This window comes from Pseudoalteromonas xiamenensis (genome assembly GCF_030994125.1).
Lineage (GTDB): Bacteria > Pseudomonadota > Gammaproteobacteria > Enterobacterales > Alteromonadaceae > Pseudoalteromonas > Pseudoalteromonas xiamenensis_B.
Genome location: NZ_CP099917.1, coordinates 3,262,581 through 3,280,183, shown reverse-complemented (window position 1 = coordinate 3,280,183; position 17,603 = coordinate 3,262,581). Strand labels below are relative to the sequence as shown.

The 17,603-nt window shown below is 43.7% G+C and carries 15 protein-coding genes and 1 pseudogene; 4 read left to right on the top strand and 12 right to left on the bottom strand.

All coding sequences use genetic code 11. The features are described from left to right. The first annotated feature begins 6 nt into the window (after positions 1 to 6). Positions 7 to 2,625, top strand: a complete 2,619-nt coding sequence (gene glnD, locus NI389_RS15315; protein WP_308360674.1) for a [protein-PII] uridylyltransferase — start codon at positions 7 to 9, stop codon at positions 2,623 to 2,625. Between the two features lie 9 nt (positions 2,626 to 2,634). Then, the gene (gene dapD, locus NI389_RS15310; protein WP_308360673.1) at positions 2,635 to 3,459 is read left to right on the top strand and encodes a 2,3,4,5-tetrahydropyridine-2,6-dicarboxylate N-succinyltransferase; all 825 of its coding nucleotides are present in this window, start codon (positions 2,635 to 2,637) and stop codon (positions 3,457 to 3,459) included. A 67-nt stretch (positions 3,460 to 3,526) separates the two neighbouring features. On the opposite strand, the gene glnB is transcribed toward dapD, so the two are convergent. Then, positions 3,527 to 3,865 (bottom strand): nitrogen regulatory protein P-II, encoded by a 339-nt coding sequence (glnB, locus tag NI389_RS15305; RefSeq protein WP_208842815.1) that lies wholly within the window; start codon positions 3,863 to 3,865, stop codon positions 3,527 to 3,529. A 129-nt stretch (positions 3,866 to 3,994) separates the two neighbouring features. Between glnB and NI389_RS15300 the strand changes: the two genes are divergently transcribed. Continuing rightward, positions 3,995 to 4,537 (top strand): prepilin-type N-terminal cleavage/methylation domain-containing protein, encoded by a 543-nt coding sequence (locus NI389_RS15300; protein ID WP_308360671.1) that lies wholly within the window; start codon positions 3,995 to 3,997, stop codon positions 4,535 to 4,537. Between the two features lie 299 nt (positions 4,538 to 4,836). Beyond that, positions 4,837 to 5,361, top strand: a complete 525-nt coding sequence (locus tag NI389_RS15295; RefSeq protein WP_308360670.1) for a GspH/FimT family pseudopilin — start codon at positions 4,837 to 4,839, stop codon at positions 5,359 to 5,361. Positions 5,362 to 5,432: 71 nt separating this feature from the next. Here NI389_RS15295 and NI389_RS15290 read toward each other — a convergent pair whose 3' ends face one another. The 11 genes and pseudogenes from NI389_RS15290 to ileS form a co-directional block, all read right to left on the bottom strand. Continuing rightward, a complete protein-coding gene (locus tag NI389_RS15290) occupies positions 5,433 to 5,849 on the bottom strand; it encodes a type IV pilin protein (RefSeq protein WP_308362576.1) in 417 nt (138 codons plus the stop codon). After that, positions 5,836 to 8,973, bottom strand: coding sequence for a pilus assembly protein (locus tag NI389_RS15285; RefSeq protein ID WP_308360668.1), 3,138 nt, complete (start codon positions 8,971 to 8,973; stop codon positions 5,836 to 5,838). Before NI389_RS15285 ends, NI389_RS15290 begins: the two co-directional genes overlap by 14 nt. 1 nt (position 8,974) lies before the next feature. Then, positions 8,975 to 9,439: a pilus assembly PilX family protein gene (locus NI389_RS15280; RefSeq protein ID WP_308360667.1), complete on the bottom strand. Its 465-nt coding sequence runs from the start codon at positions 9,437 to 9,439 to the stop codon at positions 8,975 to 8,977. Continuing rightward, positions 9,439 to 10,430, bottom strand: a pseudogene (locus NI389_RS15275) (PilW family protein). Before NI389_RS15275 ends, NI389_RS15280 begins: the two are co-directional and overlap by 1 nt. A gap of 3 nt (positions 10,431 to 10,433) precedes the next feature. Then, positions 10,434 to 10,979 (bottom strand): type IV pilus modification protein PilV, encoded by a 546-nt coding sequence (pilV, locus tag NI389_RS15270; RefSeq protein ID WP_208842811.1) that lies wholly within the window; start codon positions 10,977 to 10,979, stop codon positions 10,434 to 10,436. Between the two features lie 184 nt (positions 10,980 to 11,163). Then, positions 11,164 to 11,850 (bottom strand): LytR/AlgR family response regulator transcription factor, encoded by a 687-nt coding sequence (locus NI389_RS15265; RefSeq protein WP_308360665.1) that lies wholly within the window; start codon positions 11,848 to 11,850, stop codon positions 11,164 to 11,166. Then, on the bottom strand, positions 11,847 to 12,869 hold the full coding sequence (locus NI389_RS15260; protein WP_308360663.1) for a sensor histidine kinase: 1,023 nt from the start codon (positions 12,867 to 12,869) through the stop codon (positions 11,847 to 11,849). The genes NI389_RS15265 and NI389_RS15260 overlap by 4 nt, the downstream gene beginning before the upstream one ends. A gap of 18 nt (positions 12,870 to 12,887) precedes the next feature. Then, a complete protein-coding gene (gene ispH, locus NI389_RS15255; RefSeq protein ID WP_308360661.1) occupies positions 12,888 to 13,817 on the bottom strand; it encodes a 4-hydroxy-3-methylbut-2-enyl diphosphate reductase in 930 nt (309 codons plus the stop codon). Further along, on the bottom strand, positions 13,817 to 14,257 hold the full coding sequence (gene fkpB, locus NI389_RS15250; protein WP_208842808.1) for an FKBP-type peptidyl-prolyl cis-trans isomerase: 441 nt from the start codon (positions 14,255 to 14,257) through the stop codon (positions 13,817 to 13,819). Before fkpB ends, ispH begins: the two co-directional genes overlap by 1 nt. Next, the gene (gene lspA, locus NI389_RS15245; RefSeq protein WP_308362575.1) at positions 14,254 to 14,745 is read right to left on the bottom strand and encodes a signal peptidase II; all 492 of its coding nucleotides are present in this window, start codon (positions 14,743 to 14,745) and stop codon (positions 14,254 to 14,256) included. The genes fkpB and lspA overlap by 4 nt, the downstream gene beginning before the upstream one ends. Before the next feature lie 23 nt (positions 14,746 to 14,768). Then, positions 14,769 to 17,594, bottom strand: a complete 2,826-nt coding sequence (ileS, locus tag NI389_RS15240) for an isoleucine--tRNA ligase (protein WP_308360660.1) — start codon at positions 17,592 to 17,594, stop codon at positions 14,769 to 14,771. Between the last annotated feature and the right edge of the window lie 9 nt (positions 17,595 to 17,603).

Here is a 17,603-nt window from a genome sequence, read left to right as displayed (position 1 = left end):
TATCCGTTGGCCTTGCCGAATAAATTAAAACAGCTGCTCGATTCTGCCGAGCAGCTTCAAGAATACAAAGATTGTTCAGCTTACTTCTACAAATGGTTGCATAATGAGTTTACGAAGCAGCCAGTCAGAAACCTTATCAATGCTCGCGCCGAGTTTGTCGACCGTCTACTCATAAAATTGTTCAATCAATGCGGACTTGCTTTGCAAGCCGATATGGCATTAATTGCAATTGGCGGCTATGGCCGTGGCGAATTGCATCCCTACTCCGATATCGACTTTTTATTATTGGTCCACGATAAACCAAGCGAAACGGTTATCCAGCAGTTAGAGCAGTTCGTTACATTCCTTTGGGACCTCAATCTCGATATCGGCCACAGTGTTCGTACTCATCAAGAAGTGCTTGAACAAAAACAGCATGATGTCCACTTTACCACCAGCCTTCTTGAGAGCCGCTTAATTTGTGGCAACCACATCGCGTATGAACGGTTAAAGCGTCATATTCAAGACAGTCCTCTATGGCGTTCGGATGAATTTTTTATTGCGAAAGTCAATGAGCAAAACCTTCGACATAAGAAGTGCCATGGTACCGCGTACAACCTCGAACCAAACATCAAAGAAAATCCAGGGGGACTTCGCGATATTCAGACCATTCTTTGGGTCGCCAAAAAACACTTCCAAGCTGAAACGCTTGAAGAGTTAATAGACCACGGTTACTTAACTCACGAAGAGTCGCAGGAATTACTAGAGTGTCTGGAAAACTTGTGGAACATCCGTTTTGCACTGCACCTTGCGGCGGGTCGCTCTGAAAACCGATTGTTGTTTGACCATCAACCTCATGCTGCCGAACTGCTTGGTTTCGGTGCCGAAGGCAAAGCGTCCGTTGAGCGCATGATGAAGCGCCTATTTAGGATTATGAGTCGTATTCGCGAAATGAACGAAATGCTGCTTGCCTATTTTGAAGAGAGCATCGTTCCTGAAGAACATCAACATGTGCCGGTCCCACTTGATCGTAACTTTGAGAAAGTTGGCAACAAAATTAGAGTAAAAGACCCATCGGTGTTTTTCCGTCGTGAACAACTTTTCGTGTTGTTTGAGCACATTGCCGAAAACCCCAGCATTACCCAAATTGAACCGAATACTATTCGAACCATGCGCCAAGTTCGTCGTCGCTTACTTGGCGATCTGCAAGATTATGCAGCATGCCGCGATGCCTTACTGCGTTTGATTAAACACCCAAATGGGATGGGACGTGCGTTCACACTCATGCACAAACATGGCATTATTGCAGCGTATTTACCGCAGTGGCGAAATATTTTCGGCCAAATGCAGTTCGACCTTTTTCATGCCTATACGGTAGATGAACACACGCATAAGCTCATCAACAATATTTACCAATATTTCGACCGCTCTCAGCAAACACTTTTTCCACTGTGTTCTGAAATCGTTACGCGCATGGACAAACCAGAACTGCTTTATCTTGCTGCTATTTTCCACGATATTGCGAAAGGAAGAGGTGGTGACCACTCTGAGTTAGGTGCTGTTGATGCCCTCGCCTTTTGTAAAATGCACGGTTTCACCTCTTCGGATTCAAAACTCGTCGCGTGGCTTGTTGAAAATCACTTATTGATGTCGGTTACAGCACAACGCAAAGACATCAATGACCCCGATGTTATCGCTGAATTTGCTTCAAAAATTAAGAACGAGCGTCAACTTGATTATTTGTACTGTCTAACAGTAGCAGACATACGTGCAACCAACGACAACCTGTGGAACGACTGGAAAAATACGCTGTTAAGAGAGCTATATCTCCATACGCAGCGCGCGCTGCGACTTGGCCTTGAAAACCCGATGGACATGCGTGACCAAATCCGTGATAAAAAGCAACAAGCAAAGCAGCGCTTGGTGTTGAAAGGCTTCCGAGATGATTTAGTCGATTTAATTTGGACACGCTTTAAAGCGAACTACTTTACCGCTTTCAGTGAAGAGCAAATTTCTTGGCATACTCGACACTTATTGGAATCTAAAGATCTCAGTCAACCCAGCGTAACGGTGTCTTCGAAGCCTCTCCATGGCGGCACACAAGTATTTGTGTATAGTCCTTACGAATCCAGCTTATTCGTAAAATTAGTCAGCGTCATCGGTTCCAAAAAGGCACAAATTCAACATGCTCAAGTGATGACCACGAAAGATGGCTACGTGGTCTACAATTTCGTTATTTTGGAAACCAACGGCGATGCAATTTCCAGCAGCCGAGCTCAATCGATTCACAAAGGGATTGAGCAAATGCTCTCTGACCCGAAAAAGAAAGTTCGGATTAAGAAAAATCGTTCACAGCGTTTCAAAGACTTTAATATTAAACCGCAAGTCATTGTGCGTCCTCACGCACGTGAAGACCGGAACCTAATTGAAATTCAAGCAATTGATATTCAAGGTTTACTTACGAAAATCGCGGAAGTGTTTGAAGATCTAGAATTACACATTCACGCCGCTCGAATTACGACGGTTGGCGAACGCGCAGAAGACTTTTTCGTCGTATCAAATAAAGCTTACTTGTCACTTTCAGATGAAGAGCAAGTGAAAGTTCATCGTGCATTACTTAAAAAATTAAATGCCGAATCGGAATAAGAGGAAACTATGTCTGATTTAAAAACCATCATTGAAACAGCTTGGGATAACCGAGACAGTATTAGCCCAAGCACTGTTGCACCAGATGTTGCATCTGCAATTAACCAAGCACTTTCACTTTTGGACTCAGGCGCTGCGCGCGTGGCTGAAAAGATTAGTGGTGAGTGGGTTGTACATCAGTGGCTGAAAAAAGCTGTATTGCTGTCATTCCGTATTCGAGACAACCAACCCATGCACGATGGTGTTAATCAGTACTTCGATAAAGTCCCACTGAAGTTCTCTGATTACACTCCAGAACAGTTTAAACAGGAAGGTATGCGCGTTGTACCTAACGCAGTGGCACGCCAAGGTAGTTATGTGGGTAAAAACGTCGTGTTGATGCCTTCCTATGTCAATATTGGCGCTTATGTAGATGATGGTACAATGGTTGATACATGGGCCACCGTGGGCTCATGTGCGCAAATTGGTAAGAATGTTCACCTATCAGGTGGCGTTGGCATAGGCGGCGTTCTAGAGCCCCTACAAGCGAATCCGACCATTATCGAAGACAATTGTTTCATCGGTGCGCGTTCTGAAATCGTCGAAGGCGTCATTGTTGAAGAAGGTGCGGTTATCTCAATGGGTGTATATATTTCACAAAGTACCCGCATTTATGACCGTGAGACGGGTGAAATTCACTATGGCAGAGTCCCTGCTGGTGCAGTGGTCGTGCCAGGCTCACTTCCGAGCAAAGATGGTTCACATAGCCTATATGCGGCCATCATCGTGAAAAAAGTTGACAAGCAAACTCGTGAAAAAGTGGGTATTAACGCCCTACTTCGTTCGGTTGAATAAAAAAAGCGCCTCGTGCGCTTTTTTAACGTTAGATGCATGAGCATCTACTTTCAAATATCTGAACGAATTAAATCGCTTCTTCGTCTTCTTCACCTGTACGGATACGAATAACTCGTTCAACTTCCGTGACAAAGATTTTACCGTCGCCAATCTTTCCGGTTTGTGCCGTTTTAAGTATGACTTCGATAGCACGGTCTACGTCTTCATCAGCGAGCACAATGTCTAGCTTAACCTTAGGTAAAAAATCCACCATATATTCCGCGCCGCGATAGAGCTCAGTATGGCCTTTTTGGCGTCCAAACCCTTTCACTTCGCACACAGTCATACCCGTAATGCCAATGTCAGAGAGCGCTTCTCGAACATCATCTAGCTTAAAGGGCTTAATAATTGCTTCGATCTTTTTCATCTTTTGAGCTTTATTTTCTATTTGTTGCGTCGATTTTAGACAATCTCGAGAGTGTTCGCAAACAAACTCATTGAACCTAATACAAAAATCGCGTCATAATGAAATATATTCAGCTTCTAGGAAGTAAGTATGAAAAAGTCAGTTAGTGGTTTTACACTTATGGAAGTGATTGTTGCTATCGCAATTTTGGCGATTATTGCAAGTTTTGCTCTCATCAGTAATAAAACCTTATTAGAGACAAACAGAGCAGAAAGTTTTTTGCTCGAGCTGAAACGTAATTTTATGTTTGCACGCGCGAAATCGACCGCTTCAGATGAAATTATCGTACTTTGCGCAGCACCACCGGCAAACATCAGTGCACGATCTTCCTTTACTTGTCAGGGGAATTGGCAGGCCAATCAGGTTGTTGTATTTGTAGACTATGATGAAGATTATAACTTTGATAGCGGTACAGATGTGCTTTTAAGGACGATGGAGTTAATTCCAACGCACGATAACTTGAAAATGAGTGTCACTCGTTTCAAATATGATTCAAGTGGCCGTTTGGCGGATGGACAAGCAACCACGATTGTTTATTGCCCTAATACCGATGATGAAAACAACCAACAATTAACCGTCTCGCAAGGTGGTACTGCACTATTTAATGGCGATACGACATCGAGTTGCGGTTAGCAAAGTAATTTAGACATTACGTAGCTGGTGTTATTTCGCTTGTACACAGCACTCACCAGCTTGATGTTTTCTCAAGCTTCTTGCAAACCGCCTTTTCTAGACTAAATTTCCCTACACTGTTTGGCTTCTGCTCATTCGGCTACTCGCGGCTTTGGGTAGTAACATCTTAGTATCTAAGTAATTTCAAAAGCAGCAAGTTCAAGCAAACAAATAACTTACACAACTTCTCAGCTTCCTCACGCTACACGAGCACACTGGAACATTCAGAAAATACGTCTCTATCAAAACAAGGATTGTTTATGATGCATTTTTCCAAACAGGGCGGTTTCACGCTTATTGAAACCATAGTGAGCATGGCCATTTTAGTTATATTAACCTGTATCGGCCTACCTAATATCCATGATTTATTGCTCAAATATCGCATGCAGAACGATATGTTGAGCTACAAACACTATGTTCATTTAACGCGTCATCATGCTATCACTCACACCGCCCTTGTGACATTCTGCCCACTTGTAGAAAAACGCTGTAAATTAACCGATTGGGGTCAGAGCCCCACGATATTTGTCGATACCAATGATAATAGCGAGCTTGACCAAGATGAAAAAGTCATACACATCGGCGAATCTCTACACGAGTACGTAGAATTTGCCTATCCTAGAAAAGCCATTACTTTCAGACCTGATGGCACACCTAAGGGGCTTCACAACGGAACGTTTACTTATTGCATCAAATTATTGAATGGAGAAAAAGTAGGCCAATCACTGTCACTAAACCATTCCGGAAGAACTAAGCTTCGAGACGAATTTAAATGTGAAGAGTGATTTACAGCCAAGCAAGTCAAAGATAGCTGAAAATTGGACTACCTTTGACCTGGTTTGCCATGTTGGGTCGCTTAACGCTCCCAACAGGTGTGAGCACCACCTGATCCTGTTGCGCCTTTCACCCCTATTTCATTGATAGTTAACGTCGAACAAATCGAATCTCCACGGACAGGTCCCGCTATGGGCGTTGCCGTGATAGTAAATTCATTACCCACCACATTGACTGTAAGAGAATAAAAACCGTTCTCCGTCGTTGATTTCAAGCCTAAATTCGCTAAATCTGTCGCATAGACGCGGTTATCAACAAAGTATTGCTCTTGCTTATTTGCGGCATCAAGTAAGCTCGTCATGGCTTCTGAGCGAGCTGAACGCACGACATAATGTTGATACGAAGGTACTGCAACAGAGGCGAGGATCCCAACAATAGCAATTGTAATCATGAGCTCCATTAAGGAGAATCCATCGCTACTTTTATTATTTCTTCTCATCATGTTCTTCTTTCTTATAGATATACATTTGGATTGTTCTTAAGCCAAAGCCAATTGGCGCATTGTCATTTGTTAACTTAGCTTTACCGTCAATAAAGACAGGTTCAGGCCCTAAAATCTCCACTGGCGCCCAAGGAGTACCACCTTGCGGTCCCGCTTTTTGACTGCCATCATTAGTCGTCACTTTCTTTATCGCCGGTCCAACCATGCGAACTGTCGCCGTACATGCTTCGCTGCCCGAATTCTTTTCACAGTTAAAAAATAATTTGGGGGTATCTGGCACATCATAACTCGTTTCATATTTCAGCTGCTCGTATACCTGTGTTCCATAGTGCATATGAAACGCGTAAAGCTGTCCTTTACCACCAGAAAGTGAACACTGGTTAGTGTTAAGATCTGCAGGTGTAAAGCTTGTAAAATACGCAATACCACCCGCAACCGACGCTGCGGCGAGTGATTTTTCACCAACACCCAAACTGTATTTCCAGCCTTTGAACGAGGCTAGAGTCACTTCAATGTTGACAAAGCCATTGTAGTCGTCGACTTTTCCTTTGAATGGATCGCTCGTTATATCCATCAGATCATTTATAGTGACAGCAGCAGGAATATTTGACGTAAAGGACTGTGTAACAGTGTTTTCATCACGAATCGCAAACAGCATGTCATTTGCTGAAGTCTCATTCGGATGAGAGCGGTTACCGGACCCCAGTAATATAGCCTCATATGGAGTATCTCTTCGTGTTTTGAACACTTTCCCATCAATAACCTTGTTTGTCACTTTACTAAATACAGTTCTTGCAACCATTGGGCGATAGAAGAATTTTCGGTCACCCGCAGAATTGGAACCTGCAAGATCCGCTAGTTGAAAATGCGTCCAAGGTGTTTTCGAATCCGTTGGATTTTCTCCTGGTAAATCAACTCGCCAGACCCCTCCACCGAGATCTGAAGCATATATTCTATCCGTAAAACCGTCGTAATCAGAATCAAGTAATGCGACATCCGCAGGCATACTGTGTTTGCCTTTAAAACCGGTTGATGGTGTTAATGCCCAAACAAGTTTACCCGTTAACGCTTCTACGATGTATATCCCACGACCTTTAGTATCATTGGACTTCGTCACATTATCTTTGTTTGTATCAAAGCCAGCCGCAAAAATTGCCACAGGGGTTTTCCCCAATTTTTTAATGTAAGTAAACTTCGCGGAAGACCACGTTTGTGCAAGCTCTTGGAAATCTCCTGCACCACCTTTGATGGTCCATTTGAGAAAAGGTTGATCTGGGTTTGTAATATCAATCGCGTAATAGCTCGTTCCACCCCGACGCATACCAGCGATAACAACAACCGAGTCTCCTGAATCAACGACACCATTTTGGTTTTTATCATCAAAATGAACCGAAAGAGGACCGTCCATACCGTAATACTTCTTACTTGGCTCTTTATCCATTGTCGGTTTAAGAATAGGTAGAAGCTCGCCTGGTATAAACGCCCATGATTCCGAAGCCGTTGTGTCGCTATCTTTAAACATGTGCACAAAACCCGCGTTTGTGCCAACGAGCACTCGGATATCATTATTCCCGTAATCCATCGTTACAGGCTTAGAATGTAATGGGTCACCGAATATGTCTTCACGTCTATCGGTATAACTTTTATCACCGTCCTCATCGTTAACATCAATACCTCTAGCCCATGAGATAATATTGGCCACATCCCCGGCATTCGCATTGAACGCGGTACCTAACTTTGAAGTTGTTCCATAGGTATTTAATGCCGTTGTGTAATCGAAACTTTTGAGACTAGACCCATTGTAATTCGAATACACAGTGCGAGATGTCTGTTTAGCGAGCACCTCAGCAACCCCTCCTTGTCGCACTTGGTTCCCATCTTGAGACTGAGGCGTAGACCAAAAAGTGGTGGTCTTTTGGTCAATAAGTCCTGCATCGTTAAGCGCCTGTTGACCGCTCAAATCAACAATTTGCGCATTTTGAACTTTCAGCTTCTTAAGGTTTCCACCCCATCTCGCATTCGTTTCAGGATAAAACATCGTGAAATAGAGAGAATCTCGACTTTGAGTTTGATCTGAGCTACTAACAGCAACAGCCGGTGAACTAAAACTGTCGTTAACTTTTCGAATATTGTTGATTTGCTTTTCTAGCGCTTCAACTAATTCTGACGCTGTATTGGCGTGAAGATACTGTCCGCCGCCATCTTTTGCTGTTTGCTCAAGCAGCGTTTTGCCTGCCGATGACATACCAGTACCGAAGCCGATGGTATAAACACGTGAAAAATCTTTGGTGGTCGACGTTGCAGGATAAAGATCGACAATTTGGTCAGAAGAGCCATATAAAATTTTTGCTAACGAATTGAGATAACTACCAGATGTTGAGCTTGGGTACGAGCCAAAATAATCGTAATATTTATAGTAAATATTGTAGTTTTGCTCCGAATCATTTGTCGGATCGCCATCGGTCATTAGAATCATATTGACCGAATTATCGCAGCGAGTCAGTGTCGTGTTTGAAAAAGGGGAAATATACCGACTACTACTTTCGACGTTCTTATCTCTATCACTGTGGCTTGACGCATAATAGGTATTTTGGCCTGTCATATAAAGATACGCTTCCCACAACGTTTCCGATATCGGTGTCGAACCATTGGCTGGTAAGTTTGCAATTTGATTAACTAGACTCGATTGTGATGCCCCCAATCCATTCAGAATATAGCCCCCCTTATCGCTGTATAAACGCATTAAGCCAAAATCAATGTCGCTATTTTCTTGGACTAGTTTTGTTATGGCACTTTGCGCGACAGACAATCGGCTTGGACCACAAGTTGTTGAATAATACTCCCGATAGCGTGAGTTGTATTTATAACAGGTCGTTTTCGTTTGAGTACTGTCAAAGCAGTCAACTTCATAAAAGTAACGGTCGCGCTTGTTATAAAGGTAGCAAGCATTTCCATCATTTACATCCCAAGCCATACTCCCTGATGTATCGAACAAGATCATCACTCGCGGACGTTCTTTTGTGCTCGAGTTGTGCGTCACATAAAGCTCAATGTCTTCTGCAAAAGAAGGGCTCGGCACAATCACAAGTAACATCAGTAAAACAACAAGTTTGCGAAACATTTTAATTTACCTCCGACGTACTCAACATCTCTTGAGCGATACCTGACACCACCGTTACCCGATGCCTACTCTTCGAACCATATTCAACCGACGTTTCTAATTGAGTCATGTTACAAACCACCCCTTCGGTATAGCCATAGCTTCGAGGACAACGTAATGCTAGCGGGCCATTATTTAAATTGGTTAGAACGTTGTTTGTTTTTCCTTCGGTAAACTCTATTTTCCCGCCAGGCATTTGTGGTTGAGTACGCATGAAAACGCTCAAGTTTCCTTTTAGATCTTGTTGTTCAGAAATGATTTCTTGAACCGCACCATACAGCTGGTTTTCGGCCATTTCACGCTCTTGAGCCGCATTGGTTATTTTTAAATCGATACTACTGCTACTCATGAGCGACACCGCCACAGTGGTCACAGCCACAATCATGACCATCGCCATAACTAACACGATGCCTTTTTGACGTTTCATTACATGCGCCATAAATTTGCCCCCATATTACTCAGCTTAATAGTGGTACTAAAGACCGTTCGGCGGTATTTATCTGTGAATGTATGAACACGTTTGTTCGGATCGTGACCGAGTGTATAAGTTTGGTTTTTAAGAGATAAGTCTGCATCAGGTTCCAAACTCCGAACTAGGATAAATAATTGAACCGTTAAAATAGCATCTTCGTTTTCCCAATCCGACGCTGTCATTGCGGATGTTGCTTTATACTGGTTTACACGACCATCCGCGGTGGTATCGAGGCCAAATAACAAGCGCATGTCTTCAACCCCTTCCATAATGGCTTCATCGGTGATCCCGCCATTCACTGTCAATCTTTTGCGTCGTAGCACTGGCACAGTGAGTGATTTGCCACTTAAAATTAAGGTCTCGTTGGCAATGTAATATACATGATGGCTATAAGGCCAAAGCGTGGCGTTCACATTTAGAATCGCAGCTTGTAAATTAGCCCCAGTCATAAACTGCGATTGCTCTAATTCCGCAACAAAATAATATTTGTTTGTCAGTGCACCACCTTGATTCGCAAGTGGGCTCCCCTCTAGAAACTTGAGTTGAATGGCTTCTGTGCCCTGCTTCCCGTTTGTTACACAGCTAAGAGCTGTAGTTCCTGTTATAACGTCCGCGTAAATTGGACGAAAATTAGTCGGCTCTGTATCGGGAAAACTCCCGTTATTTAACCCACCAAAACAATCGCCAGCAGGATTACCAGGGGACGAATTATTTTGATTGGTAAACCCATCTTCATAAAATGTGCCCCAGAAACCGATTTGCTCGATGTCTCGCTGCATTATCGTCATTGCCAGACGCCCAGTTTCTTGCAGCTCACCTATCGCCATCGTGTCTCGAGTGGTGGATTTCATGCTGAGGTAAGTGAACATCACCCCCCTAAAATCAATCCCCCAATGAACAAAGAGATCATCAATTCGATCAGTGTAAAGCCCCGTACTTTATTCATGTTTTACACTCGCACTAATAGGAAGCTTGTCATTTGGACTACTCTTCGTTTATTGGACGCGGTGCCACAACTAATCGCATTTGTAGCATCTGTTCCTTCTAATTTTTGTCGGCCTTCCCAACTAACCACTACCTCAATATTGTAACGGTTGCCTTTACCTCCCGCCGCCTTTGTTGGCGTGATACAAACGGTGGTATTTTCAAGTGCCCCGGTATTCTCTCGAGCGCGGATCGCGAGTTTCCACTGCTCAATATCTAGATTTGCTATTTGCTGTGATGTGCAAGAATTAGAAAAGCAACTATTTGATTGAGATAGTGCCGTCTGACTAGTAAAGGTGACTTTATAGAGGTTTGATAACGTGCTGAAATCATTGACTCGAATACGCTGCATAATATCGTTCGCTAATGCTACGGCTGCCGCGCGTTGCATCGAATCAAAACTGGCTTGTTTGGCTTTTGCTTGAAGCGCTACGGCACCGAGTAAACCAAAACTCAGCACGAAAAATGCAATCAACACTTCAATTAAGGTAAATCCGCGATTTGATCTCATAGTTAAACTCAAACTTTTCGACACGGTAACCATAATCTAGCTAAATCTAAACACCAACAAGTATCGGATGGAAGGTTCTTCCTTCGGATAAACGGTCGTTGTCGAACGAATTTGCATTCCATTTTACTATTTATCTATTAGATATAAAAAAATAGAACGACGTACTCTTTGCAATGACAAGCGACTAACGCGCTAGAATAGTCTTTAGCTCGTGATATGCCCGACGACTTATCGCTAAAGGTTCAGCGATGCCTTTCACGCACGCGAAATGAGATTGCTCGACAGTCTTAATCCCAGTTAATAATGCTCGATTCACTATCGTGTTGCGATGAATCTGAATAAATACATCACTGTATTTTGCAACTAATTGCTTTAACGGCATATCAACGTAGTGCACACCTTCTTGATGAACGAGCTTGGTTAATTTATCTTCCGAGAATGCAGCCATGATACCGCTGATAGTGACCCAACTTGTCACATTGCCATGTTGTACTGTGATTTTATCTGGACGCTGAGAGGGCCCCAACGGGAACTGTCCAACAAGTTGCTCAAGTTTTTTTGGGTCAATTGGTTTTAGCAAGTAACCTTTAGCGAAGACCTCAAACGCATCCAACGCATGTTCTGGGTAGGCAGTCACAAAAACAAGATTCAGCGTTGGCTGCGATGAACTGAGTTTTTTTGCCAATTCGAGACCGCTCTCTTCTGGCATATTGATATCCAAAAAAACCGTCGAGGGAGAAGTACTTTGAATGACTTCAAACGCCTGTTTAGCATTTTGCGCTTCTCCTACACACTGCCAATTAAACGCATTAAGCAATCGTTTCAGCCTTTCACGCGCCAACATCTCATCATCAACGACGACGTACTTCATTGTCGATAATACCTCGGTATAGTGAGCTCCACTTTAAATATGTTATCATTTTCGCGGACTTGTAAACTTGCTTTCATGTTATAAAACAACGCAAGCCTCGCGCGAAGATTATCAAGCGCGATGCCACTTCCTTTTTTGCTTGTCGATTGTTTAGCTCTTGGATTACTCACCGAGATTGTGACTAACGTATCGTTAGATGCCACCACCACATCGATAAAACCTCCTGCACACGAAGTTTGAATACCATGCTTAATCGCATTTTCGATGAGAGGTTGGAGAATGAGACAAGGAACAATGACAGAATTGGTTTTGGTGTCGATGTCCCAGTTTACCTGCAAGCGCTCACCAATCCGCCATTTTTCAATATTAACAAACGCAAGAGCCACCTCAATTTCTTCTTCTAAAGTGGTGTGACTGCGCTCCATTAACGCATTTCGCGATAACTTGGCTAAATCGAGTAACATATTTTCAGCCGCTTGTGCATTGATATGAGTGAGTTCAGCTGCAGCATTTAAACTATTGAACAGAAAATGGGGATGCATTCTGGCTTGTAGTGCCTGTAATTTTGCTTCGGCAAGCAATTCAACTTTATGAATGTTTTCAGCGTAAAAAGACAGCACTAGCAGCATCAAAACGACAACAAGTATACTCACAAACACGGCGCTCAAGACAAATGTTGGCGATTCTTGTGCGACTAAACTTGGCTCGAACGTGACTAGCCCCAAACTGAACGATACAGTTGTGAGGACCACACTTATAGTGATGGCTACGCATTGCAGTATAAGCCCAAAACGCATGACAACGCGTTGACTAACATACAAAAGTGTCAGCGAAATAAGCAATACGCATTGAGAAAATAACGTTACTGTCCCAAGGGCTATCCATGGTTCTGCTTCGTTTAAGGGTGAAAATGCGAGTATAAAATTGAGGAGCTGGATGAGGATAATTGCGCCTAACACACCTCGAGAGCTGAATAAAGCGGGCAAGAGGTGTTGCTCAAGTTGAGTGACTGAGCGCATTTCTCTTGCCCTACAATACTAACGAAGTTCCACTGGCACGGCGAACACGATGTTCTCTTTCTCGCCAGGGTTTTCAAATACAGTTTGACCACCGAATTCTTTCAAACGGGTGATAACATTTTGTACCAACACTTCTGGTGCGGATGCGCCTGCGGTAACACCCACTTTCTGAACACCATCAAACCACTGACTCTCTAAGCAGCTCGCATCATCAATTAAGTGCGCTTTTGTGCCCATTTTTTCAGCCAGTTCGCGTAAACGGTTTGAGTTTGAGCTGTTTTTAGCACCTACAACTAGTATTAGTTCTACTTTTTCAGCTAAATCACGCACCGCATCTTGACGATTTTGTGTTGCATAACAAATGTCGTCTTTACGCGGTCCGTGGATGTTCGGATATTTAGCACGCAATGCATCTATCACTTCTGAAGTATCATCTACCGATAACGTGGTTTGACTGCAATAAAACAAATTATCAGCGTCTTTTACTTCAAGTTTAGCAACATCCTCTGGCGTTTCAACGAGGTATATTCCCCCTTTCGGGTTGTCATATTGTCCCATTGTGCCTTCCACCTCAGGATGACCGTGGTGACCGATAAGTACGCATTCCGTCCCTTTACGACTGGCTCGCGTCACTTCCATATGGACTTTTGTGACTAGCGGACAAGTTGCATCGAACACTTTGAGTTCACGTCGTTTCGCTTCACTTCTTACTGCCTGAGACACTCCGTGCGCACTGAAGATAACGATACTATCATCTGGCACTTGGTGTAGCTCTTCGACGAAAACCGCTCCACGATTACGCAGGCCTTCAACAACGTATTTGTTATGAACCACTTCATGTCTTACGTAGATTGGTTTTTCAAACAAATCTAATGCACGTTCTACGATGCTGATTGCACGATCGACGCCAGCGCAAAAACCACGAGGGTTGGCCAACAAAATATCCATTAGTTTTTGACCTCTAAAATGTCGACTTCAAACGTCACGACTTGGCCTGCAAGCGGGTGGTTAAAGTCAACCGTTACAGAGTCACCAGCAACATCACGAACAATCCCCGGTAAGTCCGTGCCATCAGGCTGAGTAAAAGCAATGATGGCTCCTACTTTCGGCTCAACTTCAACGCTAAATTTACTGCGATCAACGTAGTAAATATTATCTGGGTTTGGCATACCAAACGCGTCTTGAGGCTGAAGTTCGAATGACTTATTGTCACCTTGTTTCAAACCAAGTAAACACTTTTCAAAGTTTGCGGTTAAGCTACCGTCACCCATAACCAACTTAGCAGGCTTATCGTGGACTTTGGTAGAATCCGCGGCCGAACCGTCCGATAGTTTAACTGAGAAATGAAATACAACTTCCGAGTTTGCGCCGATCACTTGCTCACTCATGCATTAGTCTCCTGCTTATCGTTGTTGCTTCGAAAAGCATCAAGAATTAACAACCCTGCACCACAAACGATAGCGATGTCAGCAATATTGAATGCTGGGTAGTGCCATTGTTGATAATAAAAGTGGATAAAATCGACAACATAACCGTGAATTAAACGGTCTAATAAGTTACCAATTGCGCCACCTAATACCATGGCATACGCAGCGCATAGCTGCCATTGGTCTGCACGTAACTTTTTAAGCCAATAGGTTAGCAACACACTCACCGTCACGGCGATAATGCTTAAGAACCATCGTTGCCAACCACCTGCTTCGCTTAAAAAGCTAAAGGCCGCTCCATAGTTATGCATATAGGTAAAATTAAACACCGGAAGAATCTCGATTGATTCTCCCAATTGCATTGTGTTCATTACGACGTATTTAGTCAGCACGTCTGCTGCAAGTAGCAGCAGACTAAACCATAACCAAATTAAGCCGCTTTTTTCAATGGTGTATCGCTCACCAGCTACTCCTAAGCGAATTGGCGGACTTCGCCGTCTCCATCTACGTTGCTAACACAACGTCCACAGATTGTTTCATGACCTGCGTGTGCACCAACATCATCGCAGTAGTGCCAGCAACGCTCACATTTCTGCGCATCCGTTGCAGCAACCGCAATAAACAAACCGTCGATTTCAGAGTCCACGGCATGGTCTGGCTTGCTTTGTACCACTTCTACAGAAGCTTTCGATGTTAGTAACACAAAGCGCAACTCATCACCTAGCGAAGCTAACTGCTCAGCAAGCTCACCGCCTGTGTACAAGATGACTTCCGCTTGCAGTGCAGAGCCGATACGTTCTTCTTTACGCTCATTCTCAAGTACACGGTTTACTTCATCACGAACGTGTAACACTGTTTGCCAGAAGTCGTTATTGAGTGAACCTTCAGATACCGAGTTTATTACGTCATACCAGGTTTCTGTGAACACGAACGGGCTGCGTTTACCCGGTAACAATTCCCAAATTTCCTGAGCAGTGAAGCTCATGATTGGTGCCATCCAACGTGTCATTGCTTCTGCGATATGGAACAGCGCAGTTTGGCAAGAACGACGGGCATGGCTGTCACTCTTCGCGGTATATTGTCTGTCTTTGATAACATCTAGGTAGAATGAGCCCAACTCACCAGTACAGAAGTTCATTAGTTTTTGAGTTACTTCTAAAGTCTTGTAACTGTCATAAGACTTAATCAATTCTGCTTGAAGATCCGCTGCACGCGCTAAAATCCAACGATCCAACTCAACCAGTTCGTCTACTGCAACCATGTCCGTTTCAGGATTAAAGCCATTTAGGTTCGCTAACAAATAACGACCTGTATTACGAATACGACGGTAGCGATCTGCAGAGCGTTTGAAAATCTCATCCGACACGGTCATTTCAGCAGTGTAATCCGTTGAAGCAACCCATAAACGCAGAATGTCTGCGCCCATTTTATTCATCACGTCTTGTGGCGAAATCACGTTACCTAATGATTTCGACATTTTACGGCCATTTTCATCAACCGTGAAACCGTGCGTTAACACCTGTTTGTATGGCGCATGACCATTGATTGCAACAGACGTCATCATTGAAGACATAAACCAGCCACGGTGTTGATCAGAACCTTCTAGATAAAGATCAGCAGGACCCGTTAGGTCTGGACGCGCATCAACAACACACGCGTGCGTCACACCCGAGTCGAACCACACATCCAACGTGTCTAATACTTTTACATACGTTTGTGCATCATCACCGATCAACGTTTCAGCGTCTAAATCGTACCAAGCTTGAATACCCGCTTGTTCTACGCGCTTTGCGACGTCTTCAATTAGTGCTTCTGTATTCGGGTGCAATGCACCGGTATCTTTATGAACGAACAAAGCAATTGGCACACCCCATGTACGTTGGCGTGAAATACACCAATCAGGACGACCTTCAACCATGTTCGCAATACGGCTCTCGCCCCATTCTGGAAGCCATTGAGTTTTCTTGATTTCGGCAAGCGACTGCTGACGAAGACCGGCCTGATCCATACTGACAAACCATTGTGGCGTCGCACGGAAAATAATAGGCGTTTTATGTCTCCAACAGTGTGGATAACTGTGGTTAAGGGCTTTATGACGTAACAAAGCACCTTTCTCTTTAAGTAATTCAATTACGTTATCGTTTGCTTTGAAAACGTGCTGGCCTGCAAAAATCGGCGTATCTGGTAGATACACACCATTTGCGCCAACTGGATTTGCTACTTCAAGACCGTAACCTAAGCCCGCTGCAAAGTCTTCCTGACCGTGACCTGGTGCTGTGTGCACAATACCCGTACCCGAATCAGTTGTAACGTGATCGCCTAGGATCACTGGCACGTCAAATTCATAAAATGGATGCGCTACTCGTAAATTCTCAAGCGCTGCACCTTTTACGTAACCAAGAACGTGGTAATGCGCAAAACCAAAACGGTCCATCGCGTCTTTAACTAGCTCAGAGCCGAGTACTAGACGTTGCTCTTGGCCTTCGTCTTCAACTTGAACTAATGCGTATTCAAGATTCGCGTTTACTGCAACTGCGCGGTTTGCAGGAAGTGTCCATGGTGTTGTCGTCCAAATAACTGTGCTTACAAGACCTTTGCCGTTGTGACCGTCTTTGGTATCAAACGCGGCGACAACAGCTGCTTCATCAATAAAGCTAAAACGTACGTCAATCGCTGGTGATTGCTTGTCTTGATATTCCACTTCCGCTTCGGCAAGGGCTGAGCCACAATCTGTACACCAGTGAACAGGTTTTGCACCTTTGTGTAGATGACCATTTTTAATAATGCGGCCAAGTACACGAATTGCATTAGCTTCAAAATCAAAGTTCATCGTTAAATATGGATTGTCCCAATCACCAAAAACGCCTAAACGTTTAAAGTCGGCTTTTTGACCTGCTACTTGTTTCGCAGCGTACTTACGGCATTCTTCACGAAATTCAGCAGCAGTAACTTTTACGCCTGGTTTACCGATTTTTTTCTCAACTTGTAGCTCAATTGGTAGGCCGTGACAGTCCCAGCCAGGAACGTATGGCGCATCGAAATCAGATAATGTCTTCGATTTAACAATAATGTCTTTAAGGATTTTGTTTACTGAGTGCCCAAGGTGAATATCACCATTTGCGTATGGCGGGCCGTCATGAAGAATAAACGGCGTTTTACCTTTCTTTGCGTTACGGATTTGACCGTATAAATCTTGTTCGTACCAAGCTTTAAGCATTTTTGGTTCGCGTTGCGCCAAATTGCCACGCATCGGAAACTCTGTTTCCGGCAAATTTAAAGTATGTTTGTAGTCGCTCATTTATCCTAC